At 33.5% G+C, this 14,291-nt stretch carries 14 protein-coding genes and 1 tRNA gene; 12 read left to right on the top strand and 3 right to left on the bottom strand.

Translation table 11 applies throughout. The annotated features are described in order from the left end of the window. The first annotated feature begins 253 nt into the window (after positions 1 to 253). The 6 genes from BUL40_RS10385 to BUL40_RS10360 all read left to right on the top strand — a co-directional run bounded on the left by BUL40_RS10385 (position 254) and on the right by BUL40_RS10360 (position 3,886). Positions 254 to 847 (top strand): phage integrase SAM-like domain-containing protein, encoded by a 594-nt coding sequence (locus BUL40_RS10385; RefSeq protein ID WP_080319204.1) that lies wholly within the window; start codon positions 254 to 256, stop codon positions 845 to 847. After that, the gene (locus BUL40_RS10380) at positions 823 to 1,407 is read left to right on the top strand and encodes a site-specific integrase (protein WP_080319203.1); all 585 of its coding nucleotides are present in this window, start codon (positions 823 to 825) and stop codon (positions 1,405 to 1,407) included. The genes BUL40_RS10385 and BUL40_RS10380 overlap by 25 nt, the downstream gene beginning before the upstream one ends. A 122-nt stretch (positions 1,408 to 1,529) precedes the next feature. Beyond that, the gene (locus BUL40_RS10375) at positions 1,530 to 2,186 is read left to right on the top strand and encodes a hypothetical protein (protein WP_080319202.1); all 657 of its coding nucleotides are present in this window, start codon (positions 1,530 to 1,532) and stop codon (positions 2,184 to 2,186) included. 244 nt (positions 2,187 to 2,430) lie between these two features. After that, positions 2,431 to 2,739, top strand: a complete 309-nt coding sequence (locus BUL40_RS10370; RefSeq protein WP_080319201.1) for a helix-turn-helix domain-containing protein — start codon at positions 2,431 to 2,433, stop codon at positions 2,737 to 2,739. Positions 2,740 to 2,776: 37 nt separating this feature from the next. Then, positions 2,777 to 3,175: a hypothetical protein gene (locus tag BUL40_RS10365; protein WP_080319200.1), complete on the top strand. Its 399-nt coding sequence runs from the start codon at positions 2,777 to 2,779 to the stop codon at positions 3,173 to 3,175. A 111-nt stretch (positions 3,176 to 3,286) separates the two neighbouring features. Beyond that, positions 3,287 to 3,886 (top strand): hypothetical protein, encoded by a 600-nt coding sequence (locus BUL40_RS10360; protein WP_080319199.1) that lies wholly within the window; start codon positions 3,287 to 3,289, stop codon positions 3,884 to 3,886. Between the two features lie 271 nt (positions 3,887 to 4,157). Here the strand turns inward: BUL40_RS10360 and BUL40_RS10355 are convergent, their stop codons facing one another. The 3 genes from BUL40_RS10355 to BUL40_RS10345 form a co-directional block, all read right to left on the bottom strand. After that, positions 4,158 to 5,075 (bottom strand): hypothetical protein, encoded by a 918-nt coding sequence (locus BUL40_RS10355; protein WP_080319198.1) that lies wholly within the window; start codon positions 5,073 to 5,075, stop codon positions 4,158 to 4,160. Positions 5,076 to 5,382: 307 nt separating this feature from the next. Beyond that, positions 5,383 to 8,133, bottom strand: a complete 2,751-nt coding sequence (locus tag BUL40_RS10350) for a DnaA ATPase domain-containing protein (RefSeq protein WP_080319197.1) — start codon at positions 8,131 to 8,133, stop codon at positions 5,383 to 5,385. 290 nt (positions 8,134 to 8,423) lie between these two features. Continuing rightward, positions 8,424 to 8,496: transfer RNA gene (locus tag BUL40_RS10345), tRNA-Phe, on the bottom strand. Positions 8,497 to 8,630: 134 nt separating this feature from the next. Here BUL40_RS10345 and BUL40_RS10340 point away from each other — a divergent pair. The 6 genes from BUL40_RS10340 to BUL40_RS10315 all read left to right on the top strand — a co-directional run bounded on the left by BUL40_RS10340 (position 8,631) and on the right by BUL40_RS10315 (position 14,200). Continuing rightward, positions 8,631 to 9,359 carry a type III pantothenate kinase gene (locus BUL40_RS10340; protein WP_080319196.1) on the top strand — a complete coding sequence of 243 codons (729 nt, stop codon included), beginning with the start codon at positions 8,631 to 8,633 and terminating at the stop codon, positions 9,357 to 9,359. After that, positions 9,360 to 10,622, top strand: coding sequence for a hypothetical protein (locus tag BUL40_RS10335; RefSeq protein WP_080319195.1), 1,263 nt, complete (start codon positions 9,360 to 9,362; stop codon positions 10,620 to 10,622). A 101-nt stretch (positions 10,623 to 10,723) separates the two neighbouring features. Continuing rightward, on the top strand, positions 10,724 to 12,097 hold the full coding sequence (locus BUL40_RS10330; RefSeq protein WP_176465473.1) for a tetratricopeptide repeat protein: 1,374 nt from the start codon (positions 10,724 to 10,726) through the stop codon (positions 12,095 to 12,097). Positions 12,098 to 12,099: 2 nt separating this feature from the next. After that, the gene (lptC, locus tag BUL40_RS10325; RefSeq protein WP_080319193.1) at positions 12,100 to 12,708 is read left to right on the top strand and encodes an LPS export ABC transporter periplasmic protein LptC; all 609 of its coding nucleotides are present in this window, start codon (positions 12,100 to 12,102) and stop codon (positions 12,706 to 12,708) included. Next, positions 12,701 to 12,898 carry a hypothetical protein gene (locus tag BUL40_RS10320; protein ID WP_010518234.1) on the top strand — a complete coding sequence of 66 codons (198 nt, stop codon included), beginning with the start codon at positions 12,701 to 12,703 and terminating at the stop codon, positions 12,896 to 12,898. Before lptC ends, BUL40_RS10320 begins: the two co-directional genes overlap by 8 nt. A gap of 9 nt (positions 12,899 to 12,907) precedes the next feature. Next, on the top strand, positions 12,908 to 14,200 hold the full coding sequence (locus BUL40_RS10315; protein WP_080319192.1) for a hemolysin family protein: 1,293 nt from the start codon (positions 12,908 to 12,910) through the stop codon (positions 14,198 to 14,200). Positions 14,201 to 14,291: the final 91 nt, after the last annotated feature.

Raw genomic sequence — 14,291 nt, 5'->3', positions numbered from 1 at the left:
GTGGTACCTCCAGGAATAAAATTATTTTATTCAACATTTCTCCTTGGGCCAATAATATATACTCCATTCCTTATTTAATTTACTACTTATCAATATATTTATAATGTCTTATAGTTTATTGAGATAAAGTTGAATTAAAGTAAATAAAAATTGTAACGGTACAATTAGCGGTACAAATTTTTATTATTTCAAATTATTATATGCCTTCTATTCGTTACTTGGTTCGAGGGAAACGTAATCCTTCTAAAATTACTTGTCGATTTATTTAAATGGTAAAATTGACTTCAGAAGGACAGTTCCACTTTTAATTAATCCTGCATATTTTAATAATGAAACTGGTAAAGTAAGAAAGTTGTCTGAGTTTCATGAAAAAGATAAAATTACGATTGATTTAAAGGAACTATCTAATCATATACTTAAAAAGTATAATTCTAGTATTGTCAATGGTGATTCAATAAATTCTTTTTGGCTAAAAAACAGGATTGATGAGTTTTTTGGTATGACGAAGGAATTAAACTTAGAATTTCTTTTGAACTATTCCCAAAACTTTATTGAGAATCTAAGATATAAAGTGAATAGAAGAACCCACAGGAGAGGTGTGTCAATCGGTACCGAGAAAAGTTACAAAACCATAAAAAGGAAGATTGAAGATTTTGAAAGTTATACCAACCAAAAATTATTACTTAAAGATGTTGATATAGTACTTGCCAATAATTCCAGTGATTACCTTAAAGAAGTTCAAAATCTTTCTGAAAATACTATCGGTAAGTATATTAAGTTGCTTAAATCAATTTGCTTGGATGCCCAGAAAATGGTTATGAGGTGGCAAATAATATTCGAGATGTAAGAAGTTTTACCGATGAGGTAAAAACCACATATTTAAATTGGGATGACATAAAAAAATTAGAAGACATTACTCTTGATGATGCTCAATTAGACATTGCTCGCGATTGGTTGCTAATAGGTTGTTCAATAGGGCAGAGGGCAGGTGATTTAATGCAACTCTCAAAAGATAATTTTTTAGTTGATGATAATCTCAATTTTATAGAATTAATACAGCAGAAAACTAATACACATGTTATAGTATGGTTGGATGATGATGTTCAAAAAATACTGGATAAGTATGATAATGATTTTCCACCGATTTTCAGTGAAGTTCTATCTAGTAATCTTGCCATTTTCAATCGAAAAATCAAAGAAGTATGCAGACTTGCTGGTATAAATAATATGATTGAAGGAGCCAAAATGAACCCTCAAACTAATCGAAAGGAAGTTGGGATTTATTATAAATATGAATTAGTTACCTCTTACATATGTAGAAGGTCATTTGCAACTAATAGATATGGATTGGTGCCTACAGAATATATTATAATGCGACGGGACATAAGACGGAAAGTGAGTTTTTGAAATATATAAAGAAGAAGCCCTTAGATAAGGCAAAACGGATGGCTTTATTCCAAAAACAAATCCATGCAGAAAAAACCGATTGACCTCAACAAAGTAGTACTTAAAAACTAGTTGGACTTAAAATGAAGGACCCAAAAAACCCAATACCTGAAAGTATTCTGAAAATAATTAAGCAACAGAATAAAATGTTAGGAAAGGTTTATCCATATATGGAGCACTTCGATAAGGAGTATGATAAGATGAGGGGGTATTTTGAATTAGGGAACCAATTAAGAAAGTCTAATTCTAGGTTTGAAGATAGCCCCACCGGATTAAAATTGGACGAGTTGGTAAAATTTAGGTTGAGTCTGGAAAAGGCAAAAGAGGAGTTGGAATCAAACCCATTTTATCAATTATCACAATATGAAAACAGTGAATTACAAATTGAGAATGATTCAATTAAAAAGGAGTTGGAAAATTTAGAAAAGATACATTCCAACTTTGAAGAAAGAATTAAACATGCGGATTTTATCATTGATAAATTTAGCAGAAAACCTATAAATAATAAGGGTGTCCAACTGACATTAAAGCCAAATTTTATAGCCCCAAATTGGCAAATTTTAAAATTATTTGAAAATTCACAAGAATTGTTTGAGTCAAATCTTGAACAATGGCAAAATCTTTTTTCTGCCAATATTGAGGTTTTTGTAGTGCCAATAAAATTAAAGCCGGGTACTACAATTTCAGAGTTGAGATATTTCCTTGATATGTTGATGCAAAAGCAGTTTATCAAGCGATGAGGGGCATTGAAAACTATAGAAAAAACACGAGCATTCTCATGCGATAATAGTCCAATTACAAGCAAGCAACTACGAGATGCTTTGAAATCAATAAATAATCCATTTTTTGGAAAAACCGAGTTAGTAGATAGGATTATTGAGGCAATGAGACTAGACTGAATAAAATGTTCCCATTCTACTCGTCATTGTCGACTGTGTCGAGTTGGTATTTAAAAACCTTTGCATTGAACAAAAAAATTAAACGATGCAAAGTAAAGAGTATATAAAAACCGAAGTTCAAGGAATCCACTCAAAGGATTTATTAGGCAGATTTCAAAACCTTGAGGAAGGTCTTCAAGAACTAAAAGAGAGATATAAACCTCAGCCTAAGGACCAATTATTAACACGACAGGAGGTTGCATCTTTATTAACCATTTCATTGCCCACATTGCACAGTTGGACTAGTAAAGGAATCCTTCAATCTTATCGAATTGGAAATAAAATAAGATACAAGAAAGATGAGGTTTTAATGAGTTTAAAGCGCATTAGTTATAGATCGGTAAGTAACGATTAAAGATAAGATTTCTGATTAACAATTAATAGCCTTTAACATGATAGACAGTGTCAAAATAGATATTCTGAATTTTGATGGAAACCAATGGTTACATAATTCATTGTTGGAATTTCATGTCTATACAAATACGCGGACAGGCGAGTTGGGCAATAAGTTAGTGGCCAAATATAGAGGTCTTAAGTTTATTCTAAGGGAATCAAGCATGTGTTCTGGAGCGTATAACTGTAGCATCGAAGGTTCTCTTCATAAATACTTCAATCGGGGAAGAAACAACACCACTGATTTTGATATAGGTCAGTTACAAGATGCAATTTTGGAGATCCAGAAAAAATTTAATGTTGACCCTAATTTGGCAATTTTGAGAAATCTTGAAGTTGGAATTAATTTAAATGTCCCTCTTTCTGCTGGAGAATTAATCGGGAATCTTGTTGCATAAAGAAATAGAGCATTTTCAGAGTTTAATGTAAACCGTATCAAGTTAGGGAAGACTATAGGAAGGCAACAGTATATTCTGAAAATCTATGATAAAGGAAAGTAAAGTGGACTTATGATTGAAAATCTTGTGAGGGTAGAGGTGGCCGTTAAGAAAATGGCATACGTTAAGAAGTTCAATATTATTAAACCGTCTGATTTACTTATGGTAAATAAAGTTAAGTTGCTTGGGAACTTAATTGTTCACTTATGGGAAGAGATAATATATTTTGATAAGCAATTAATGTGGAGAGATTTAAGCGTCTTTCAACAAAAAAAGGTTCTTTACTATGCAACGCCAAGAAATTGGGAAGATTTTAATCGGGTGCAGCGAACGAGGGCTAAACAACACTTTCTAAAACTTTATTTGTCTCCTACCTATAAAGAAATAGGATTGTTATTAGTAGATAAATGGAATTTTTTGACAGCAGAAAAGCGTATACGTTTTAACCATAAAAAAATTAATCACAGTGGAAAGGAAATGTATACGTTTTATTCGTTAGAATGCAAGGTTAAAACGTACAAACAGGACCAAGGAGAAAAGATTGCAAAAAATATAACCCAAAAACAGTGTAAAGTATGTGGTAAGAATATTCGACTTAAACGAAGTGATGCAATTTATTGTTCTAAAAAATGCAACAACAAGTACCATTCAGAACTAAGGAAAAAAGGTTAAAACAAAAAAACAATTGTATGGTTTAAACGTGTTTTAATCTTTGTTAAAATTTCTTGAAACCGCATCTGGATTAGTGTTGAGCAGTTTTTTATTTGAAATAACCATATAATTTTCGGAGGTCAATACGCGTGCGTGCGTTAGATATTTCTTACAAATCTTATTGATGAGTTGGAATCATATAAATTGATAGACTTGATTGTGCCCAATGCTTTATTACATTGCAACAAAAATAGAGGCCGGAGTTTTAAACCGGCCCCAATTATCAATAAACTTAACTGGCAATAGAAATATCATCGTCGTATATTACGGCCATGATTTCATCATCAGTAAGTGGTCTAATTCTTCCCTTCAAATAATCGGTTTTGTAGTCGACCAATAATGGGCCATATTTTAAAACCCAATTATTAAGGGAGCCTTTTGATAAAGGATACTTTGATTGAACATCTCTCAGTAAAATTTCCCCATCCTTACCCGATGGGCTTACATCTACTAGCATATCTTTATCATGAACTATAAAATTTCTAATTGCAAAGCGGTAGAAGCAGCCGATATTGTGACCAGCCGAATTTTCAAGTCTAACAATGTTTTTTGGAACCAATAAAATTGGTTTCCCAAAATAGACAGGCAAATTAACCTTTCTCCTTACCCAGCGATGAGTTTTCATATCGAAAATATCGTCCTGTAAAACCTCAACTGTTGGGATATTATGCAATTTGCATTGTTCCTGAGTAAACTCGATGAGGACTTCTTTAATTATCTTGGTTGTTATATCTGAAATCCTATCAGAACCAATATCCTCAATAAATAGTTCAACATCAGAAAAATGACTTAAAATGCCCGATTGAACGGCCTTATTTCTTTGAATTGCATCAACGATTTTCGGCTTTAACTTGGCTGCTACAGAATTTCCTTTTGGTGTGCTAAAAGCGTAACCAAGTCTTGTTTCGTTTGGCTCCTTTAGCCCAGAAAGCAGATAATAAACTCTTTTGGTATCTTTCGCTTTTACACTTTTAATTAATTCACCCCAAAAGACTTCAATTCTTTTTTGCATCAACACACAGAAATGTGTGTTTTGGCTTTCAATTAATCTCGGGTCTATGAACAATGTGTTGTCCGTATTTAATTTGATGTCGACAAAGTCTAAATTGGGTTGTCGACTACCCAGTTTATAAAAAATGCTAAAATGCATAGTGTTGTAATTTAAAATATTAAAAATCGTGAGAACGATCTCACTTCTTGTTTTGCTAGAAAATGTCTAGCGCGCCTTATTATTACTGGGGTTCTTTACGATTTTTATTTTTAAATTATAATTCTATGTTACATTGTCAATTAACAATTTTGTTTATCTTAGCATTTGATATCTCCAAATATCTATACTATTAATCTTAAGTATTTTTCGGCTTTAAAGATGGAGGTTGTAAGCCTACATTTTCTAGTTTCGAAAACCTTAAGGGACAATATTTTTAAGCCAATTCGGGTCAACGGGTTGGCTTAATTTATTCTATTCTATTCTTCTTTTTATCTTTAATTTCTTCAATAATATCTTCAACAATTTCCTTAACCTCATCACCCATTTTTAAATATTCTGAAGGATATTTTTCCTTCATAAAATACATGAGCGAAAAATAGATTGGTTTAAAAGTTTCGATAAGGTCGTATTCTGTTAACAATTTTAAAGCACTTTCATAATTATCATAACTTATTAACTCGATGAAGTACTCAATTAAAAAATCCCATTGAGAATCTTCCTCATCATCAATTTCTTCAGTATCAACAAGGTCATCATATAAAACTTCCGCATCAGAATTTTTTACAGATTGACTGAATTCATCTATTACGGGTTCAATTTCTGCTAGGGATTTTTCCAATTGATTATTCCATAAGAGAGTTATGGCAAGTAAAGTGATTTCGCTATGGTCAAACTCCAGATTTTCACGGGCATTTTGGATGTGTTCAAGGGCTTTTTCTTTATTTATATTGTATTCACGATAAAATTCTGCAAGGCATAATAATGCTGAATAGTCTTCACCAATTTCATAAGCAGCGATAAATGATTTTTCAGCATTCTTTTTATCATCAATTTTTTGGTATACATGTGCTAGTTTATGGTAAGCAGAATTGTTTCCAAGATCAATCGCTTGTTGAAGATGTTTGATTGCTTTTTCTGAATTTTCAGTGTACCTATCATAGATTCTACCAATTAAGTACTCCATGTTTGGGTCTTCAGTATTTTCAAAATCATTTAGATATTCTAACCCTTTACTTTCATTTTTGTGGTCAAAATTTAATAGGGCAAGACTGATTTTAGCCTCTACAGGATATTTTTCGAGAGCCTTCAGATAATGGGATTCAGAGTTGATGAAATCATCATTCATATCATAAAACCTAGCAAGGCATAATTGGGCTTTGTCGTTACCTAATTCAATGGCTTTTTCAAAATTTGAAATGGCTTTTTCTTTCTCATTTAGGAATTCGTATAGGTGGCCTAGTTGATGATAGGCTTGTACTTTACAAGAATCTATTTCAATACCTTTGAGGAAGGCTTCTTCTGCTTTTTCGAACTGTTCATTTTTAAAATAGACAACGCCAAGTTCAACTTGAACATATTCGTTACCCTTTTCCAGTGCCATTTTAAATGAATCAATTGCATCTTCATACTGCTTGAGTTCATGAAATACCTCTCCTCTCAATGCAAAATCAATTTTATCTGGGTTGGCAGTTTTAATGGATAGGTCTGAATATTTTAAAGCATTATCTAAATCTCCTATTCTTAAATAGTTATCCGTAAGAAAGCCGTAAACTTTTTCATCTGTAATTTCTAAGGCATATTTGATGGCAGTTTCATATTCCTCTTCTTTATAATATTCGAAAGCAGTTTTGAATACATCAGAATCGAAATAATTCATACCCTCGGTGAGGTTTTCTGGAAGATACTTAATTGAACTATTTAGTAGTTCCTTTTTTAAATGAAGGCCAACTGATTTGCAAGCGAGATAGGCTTCGCCTAAAAGACTTGCTGCTTCTTCATCATACTGGCCGCTTTCTAAATAACTTATATGTGAAGTAATCCGACTTTCTAACTCTTCTTTTGAGCACCAAGACTCTAAAAATCTTACTAGCCAAATAACCCTTTTTCTATCATGTTTTCTGCCATAACGCATTAGATACCATATGTTAAAGAATCTTTCCTTGATCTGATACAGATGGTTTTTAGTGTCAGTTGGGATTTTTTCAATTATCTGTTTTTTTTCTAACTGTCTGATTTGTGCAGATACCGTCTTACTTTCTTTCCTTGTGCTTTTGACTATTTCTTTTACACTAGTAGCGTCCCAACTTTTTGCTATTACGTCAACAATTTTTTGTTGGTTTTTTGGCAAATCATCCATGTTGTGTTTGTATAGCGGGGTCACTGAATCTAGTGTAAGTTGTAAGTCGCGTACAGATTTGCCACTAACATTGTCGGTGAATATTTTGTACAAAGAGACAATTGTTCTTGTAACACCTCCAGTAAGTAGTCTAAGAATTTCTATCCTTTCTGGATTGTTTTGGATAATGTCTTCAATTTTATTTTTACTATTATCTGATTCTGATAATTTAAGAAGAAGTCTCCTTATTTCACTATTAGTTAGGCCGTTAAGATGTATTCTGTGAAATTGATGAAATAGGTTTTCGAACGATTCATCAAGGTTTTCAGGGGAAATTGGACTAGCTGCAACAATTTTAATGTTTAAGCATTGAACTAAAACGCTCTGTAAGTAATTAATTTCTTTTTTTGAAAATTTATCGAGTAAATCAATAAAATTATCAATGAACAAGATGATGATTTTATTCTTATCTCGGACTCTATTGAAAATTTGCTCAAATATTTCGGATTGATTTTCTTCAGCATCAATTTTGTCTTGAACTTCAATGCATAAATTGTTGAAATGATAATAGTCTTCTAACACTTCTGCAATCTTTTCCCAAAGATTTAAAAGTTCACTAATTCCATATTGTTCTTCACCTAGGGTAATTGGAATTACATTTTTAAATTCATTTCCTTCTTCTATAGCGTACTTTACCCTATGAATCAGTGTAGTTTTGCCAGAACCTCTTTGTCCAATTATTAGGTAGTGTTGGTTGATGGTTTGACCTAAGTTTTCAGTAATCTCTGTGAAAATCTGATTGAATTCCTTAGTCCTGACAACAAATTCATTAATCAGTTGTTCTTTTCTCTTATTTGCGGGGTTGTATATTGTTGTGTTCATAATTTCACAGTTGGCAAAAAAAATATAGTCAAATATACGACATTAAATCCAAACCGCCAAAAGATGACAAAAAAAATATAGTCAAATAGTGAAATATTTGTAAAATGTTATGTTTAGAGTGTTTAGAGGTATGTGAAAACTGAAAATTTATACTGAATTTATGATGATAACAGGTGGGGTATAACTGTTATTTGTGGTGAAAGTGACTTGAAAACGGAACAAATAACGGGACGTGTTGAAATAAAAAATCCGCAATACACAGAATAACAGTGTCTTACGGATTTTTATTGTGGTACCTCCAGGAATCGAACCAGGGACACACGGATTTTCAGTCCGTTGCTCTACCAACTGAGCTAAGGTACCAGAATGTCATTTTAGCTATTGAGAGGTTCAAATCATTTCTCAAAGGCGGGTGCAAATATAATTTCAATTTTAGGATTTACAAACTAAAACGCAAAAAAGAAGATTCTTTTTTTCTATTTGCCGTACTTTGTATTATGAACTTGGTAATAGATAAAGGAAACACACAGGTAAAATACGGTGTATATCAGCGTAATAGCTTGCTGTTGTTTAAAACTAGTGATGCGGATGATTTTTTGGAAACAATCAAGAAAATTTTTGATGAGTACCCAAATATTAAACAATCTATCTATTGTTCGGTAGGTGGTGTGGATCAAAAGGAAATAAAAATTCTTACCCTTTTTAACAAAGTTCATGTATTATCGCCTACATCTAAAGTTCCCTTTTCAAATAATTATGCAACACCTGCAAGTTTGGGGGTAGACCGTATGGCTTTGGCAACCGCTGCTTTTTATTATAACCAATATGGAAATACACTGGTAATTGACATGGGTACGTGTATAACCTATGATATTGTAAACGCAGACGGTACGTATTTAGGTGGGGCAATTTCTCCTGGTTTGGCTATGCGCTATAAGGCGCTTCATGGGCAAACCAATAAGCTACCCTTATTAACTGTAGAAGCACCATTGAGTTTGATTGGTAATAGTACCGTACAAAGTATGCATAGCGGTGTGGTTAATGGTATTATACATGAACTAGATGGTGTTATTCTGGAATATAAAAACCGTTTTAAAGATTTAACAGTTATTTTAACAGGAGGTGATGGGCAATTTTTTGCTAAAAGACTAAAAAATTCCATATTTGCGAATTCTAAATTCCTGCTGGAGGGGTTAAATTACCTGTTGGAATACAATAAACAGTAAATGGTTAGACAAATTTTGGTGGCATGTATGTGCTTGCTTTCGGTTGGTATATATGCGCAAAAGAGCACTATTTCTCCATATTCCTATTTTGGTGTTGGTGAGGGTCGGGATAATGGTACCGTAGAAAATCAAATGATGGGCGGCTTGCAATTGTATGCAGATAGTATACATTTAAATCTAAAAAATCCTGCCGCACTATCCAAACTTCGCTTAACCGTTTACGGTGGGGCCATATCTAGAAAAGAAAACAGACTTAAAGATAACTTTGAGGAACAAAGAACTTCTGTAAGTAATTTAGATTATTTGGCAATTGGTTTTCCTGTCGCAAAGAATATGGGTGTTGCTTTTGGTCTGCAACCTTATTCTTCTGTTGGTTATAGTTTAAACCAAACAAGGGTAAATGCAGATTTGGATTCCGTAACCAATGTTTTTAGCGGTGAGGGTAGTCTAAATAAAGTGTTTCTTTCATGGGGGTACGAGCCTATAAAAAATGTAAGTATTGGTGCAACTATAAACTATAACTTTGGAACCCTAAATTATCAGCGTTTACAAAGTGTGCAGGGCGTACAATTTGGTACTATAGATAATAGGGATTCTAGAATAGATGGGTTTGACTTTAATTACAGTATAAATTACTCCCCAAGCATTGGTAAACATACGTTGCATACTTATTTTGGAGCGGATACCCAGGTTAATCTTATTTCTAAAAACAGTCAGCGTATTGGTTCTTTCTCAACAGAAACAGGAGCAGATATAGAAGTGTTGGATGTTAATTTGGATGCCCAGGGACTAAAAAATGGAGAAATCAAAATACCAACCACATTTACCTTTGGATTGGGATATGGTGAAGAACGTAAATGGTTTGTTGGTGCTGAATATGCCATGCAGCAAATGAGCGACTTTGAAAATGAGTTTATTGCACAAGCCAATGTAGATTATATAGATGCTTCAACAGTATCTTTTGGAGGGTACTTTATACCTAATTATCGTGCGCTAACGAACGTATTTAATAGAATTACCTATAGGGCAGGTCTTAAATACGATAAAACTGGCTTAGTTATTGAAAATAAGGAGATTAATAATTTTGGCATAACTTTTGGTTTAGGTGTACCACTTGGCAGAGACTTTTCAAATTTAAATATTGGTTTCGAGCTAGGGAGAAGAGGAACAAGAGCTGCAGGTTTGGTGGAAGAAAGTTATTTAAAAATGAATGTAGGATTTTCACTAAATGATAGATGGTTTGCTAAAAGAAAAATAAATTAAATCCATTATTTTAAAAAATCACTAAAAAGCTCTTAAAGCCCTGATTTTTAAAGGGACAGTTCTATAAAAATTTGTACATTAACCACTTTAAAATTAACAAAATGAAGAAGAATTTCTACTTAACCATGTTTGTTGGGATCATGTCGATCGGTTTAAGTACTGCTCAGGCGCAAAATCCTGAATGCATGACCAATCTTTCAATTTATGCAGAGCATGCAAAAGTAAAAAATTACGATGCTGCTTATGAGCCATGGAAAATGGTGTACGAAAATTGTCCAGGTTTAAATAAGGCTAATTATTCTTACGGAGAAAAAATCTTAATGCACAAGATTGAAAATACATCTGGTGCAGAAAAAGATGGCCATATCAATATGTTATTAGCGGTTTATGATGCTTCTAAAGTTCATTTTCCAGCAAAATACACTACTGCCTCCGTTACTATAGATAAGGTAATGTTGAAGCGTGATAACAATATGATTTCTGATGAGGAAACGTATCAGCAATTGGGAGACGCTTTTAATTCTGACAAGAAAAATTTTAAAAACCCAAAGGCCTTATACCTTTATTTCTCTAGCTTGGTAGATCTGCATGAAGCGGGAAAGAAAGATTTGCAAGAAGTTTTTGATGTTTACGATGAGGTTACCGAAAAATTAGAGGAAGAAAACAAAGCAATTACAGCCTCTTTAGCTAAGCTTTTGGCTAAAGAAGATGCCGGTACGGCTTTAACTTCAAAAGAAAAAAGATACGTAAAAGCATATACCAATAACTCTAAGGCATTTGGTCAAGTGGCTTCTAGTGTAGATGGTAAGTTGGGTAAATTGGCAGACTGTGAAAACCTAATACCGTTATACGAAAAGAATTTTGAGGCAAAAAAGAACGACGTAAAGTGGGTTAAGCGTGCTGTAGGTAGAATGTTCTCTAAAGAATGTACAGATGATCCAATGTTCAAGAAATTGTTTGAGGCCCAGTTGGCTTTAGATCCTTCTGCAGATGCTTATTTGTACGGTGGTACGCTAAAAGCAAAGTCTGGAGATAATAGTGGTGCAATCGCGGACTTTAATAAGGCGGTAGAATTAACTACAGATTCTTATAAAAAATCGAACATCCTATATAAGATTGCAACTATTGTAAGAAAGTCTAGCAAATCTCAAGCTAGAAATTACTTGAATAAAGCTATAGAAGCAAACTCTGCAAACGGTAAAGCTTATTTGTTGTTGGCAAATTTATATGCTAGTAGTGCAAATGATTGTGGTACATCTGCTTTTGAGAAAAGAGCTATTTACTGGAAGGCAGCAAATACTGCTAGCCAGGCTGGTAGGGTAGATCCTTCGGTAGCGTCTACGGCAAGTAGGACGGCTGCTAGTTATAATGCCAAAGCTCCGGACAAGACCATGATCTTTAACTCTGGAATGGCCGGTAAAACAATTACTTTTAGTTGTTGGGTAGGCGGTAGCGTAAAAGTACCTAGTCTATAAGCGTGTTACAAAACATACAAGATACAAGTTTAAGATTTGCCACAGCATTAGCTGTGGCAATCCTTTTTATAGCCTGCCAAGATAATTATGAAAGAGTGGGTCAAGAGGCTAAAGCCAAGATTTTTCCACAAGGTGTAGCAGAGAATTTTAAACTAACATACACAGAGGCAGAAAAACCCATGAGTACCAAAGACTCTGCCGTTACCAAGGTAATTGCCATCTTGGAGAGTCCGTTAAATGAAGATTACGATAACTTGTCTTTTAGGTACAAAGTGTTTCCCAAAGGTCTTCAGGTAGAATTTTATGACGAAGAAGGAAACAAAAATACCGTAAAAGCAGATTATGGTATGGTTTATACACAGACCAAAATTATAGACTTGCGCGGTAACGTGGTTATAACCAGCAATGATGGCAAGCAATTGGAAACAGACCAATTGTATTGGGATCAAAATAATAATTGGATATTTACAGAAGAAAAGTTTACATATACTAATCCTGAAGAAGGAACCGTCATGGATGGCGAGGGAATGGATTTTAATAAGGATTTTACCTTTTTAAATGCGCATAAAACTTTTGGTATCATGACCATTAAAGAAGAACAGAATGACTAAGATTTTAAAGTATACGGAGTATTTGTATTTGGCTGTTGCAATAGCTTCTATTTATAAAATAGTAACACTTTGGAGTGCAGCACCCCAAGAAACCTATATATTTATATTTTTTGCAGTGGTTTCAATTGCTATGTTTTTCTTTCGTAGAAAATATAGAAAGAAATTTGAGGCCAGAAAAGACCATAATTAATAAATACCATTGAGCACGGCTATTCTTGTTATAGTAATTTCCTTATTGTTCTCTGCTTTTTTTAGCGGAATGGAAATTGCATTTGTTTCTGCGAACAAAATACATATTGAACTAGAAAAAAAACAAGAAGGTTTTTTGGCAAAGGTTTTGGGGTGGATAACGGAGAAGCCTTCAAAATTTATAGCCACCATGCTTATTGGCAATAACATTGCGTTGGTGGTTTATGGTATGTTCATGGGCGATTTGCTCATGATGTGGTTTCAATCAATGGTGCCTACCCAATCTAATTTTTTAAATGTACTATTGGTAGAATTTAGTTTGTTAACCCAAACGGTGATTTCTACCCTTGTTATTTTAATTACGGCAGAATTTCTACCAAAAGTATTGTTTCAGATTTATGCCAATACCCTTCTTAAGGTACTAGCACTTCCGGCATACTTCTTTTATTTGTTGTTTTCCGGAATTTCTTGGTTCGTTATCAAAATTTCAGATTTCATTCTAAAATACTTTTTAAAAACGGATGGAGATGAAGTGCAATTGGCCTTTACCAAGCTAGAGTTGGGAGATTATATATCGGAACAAATGGAAGCCGTAGAAGAACAAGGTGCGGTAGATTCAGAGATACAAATATTCCAAAACGCGTTAGAGTTTTCAGCGGTTAAAGCTAGGGACGTTATGGTGCCTAGAACCGAAATTATGGCGGTAGAACTTAAAGAGACCCCTAAAAACCTTAAAAATTTGTTTGTAGAAACCGGGTATTCTAAAATTCTGGTCTATAAAGAAACTATAGAAGAAATAATTGGCTACGTTCATTCTTATGAAATGTTTAAAAAGCCAAAAACCATTAAACATATTTTAAGACCGGTAGAGTTTGTGCCAGAGACCATGCTTATTCATGATATTTTAAACGTCTTAATACGTAAACGCAAAAGCATGGCTGTTGTGTTAGACGAGTATGGAGGTACCTCTGGTATTATGACGGTAGAAGATATTGTGGAAGAATTGTTTGGTGAAATTGAAGATGAACACGATACTACAGACTTAATTGAAGAAGATTTAGGAGAAAATAGCTTCAAATTCTCTGCTAGATTAGAAGTAGATTACCTTAACGAAAATTACAAACTAGAACTTCCGGAGAGCGAGGAATATGGCACGCTTGGTGGTTTTATCACTAATTTTACGGAAGATATTCCAAGGCAAGACGATGAGATTAAAATAGAAGGGTTCTTGCTTAAAATTGTAGAAGTCTCCAATAATAAGATAGACTTGGTAGAACTGCACAAGACAGAAGAAGATAAATAGTATTTCTACTATTCCATTTACAATACCTTTTCAGGTATATTTTTTAGCTTTCTATTTTAAAAAGAAAATGGTATTTTCGCCCACTGAATTT

Source organism: Croceivirga radicis, from assembly GCF_002072105.2.
GTDB lineage: Bacteria > Bacteroidota > Bacteroidia > Flavobacteriales > Flavobacteriaceae > Croceivirga > Croceivirga radicis.
Note: the sequence above shows the minus strand (reverse complement) of the source record. Positions and strands in the feature narration are given on the sequence as shown.

Bases quoted from the DNA above. Each gene is read 5' to 3' on its own strand.
- BUL40_RS10330 (WP_176465473.1), top strand. From the start codon at position 10,724: ATGAAGAAGAATTTCTACTTAACCATGTTTGTTGGGATCATGTCGATC.
- BUL40_RS10375 (WP_080319202.1), top strand. From the start codon at position 1,530: ATGAAGGACCCAAAAAACCCAATACCTGAAAGTATTCTGAAAATAATT.
- BUL40_RS10335 (WP_080319195.1), top strand. From the start codon at position 9,360: ATGGTTAGACAAATTTTGGTGGCATGTATGTGCTTGCTTTCGGTTGGT.
- BUL40_RS10360 (WP_080319199.1), top strand. From the start codon at position 3,287: ATGATTGAAAATCTTGTGAGGGTAGAGGTGGCCGTTAAGAAAATGGCA.
- BUL40_RS10355 (WP_080319198.1), bottom strand. From the start codon at position 5,075: ATGCATTTTAGCATTTTTTATAAACTGGGTAGTCGACAACCCAATTTA.
- BUL40_RS10350 (WP_080319197.1), bottom strand. From the start codon at position 8,133: ATGAACACAACAATATACAACCCCGCAAATAAGAGAAAAGAACAACTG.
- BUL40_RS10365 (WP_080319200.1), top strand. From the start codon at position 2,777: ATGATAGACAGTGTCAAAATAGATATTCTGAATTTTGATGGAAACCAA.
- BUL40_RS10370 (WP_080319201.1), top strand. From the start codon at position 2,431: ATGCAAAGTAAAGAGTATATAAAAACCGAAGTTCAAGGAATCCACTCA.
- BUL40_RS10320 (WP_010518234.1), top strand. From the start codon at position 12,701: ATGACTAAGATTTTAAAGTATACGGAGTATTTGTATTTGGCTGTTGCA.
- BUL40_RS10340 (WP_080319196.1), top strand. From the start codon at position 8,631: ATGAACTTGGTAATAGATAAAGGAAACACACAGGTAAAATACGGTGTA.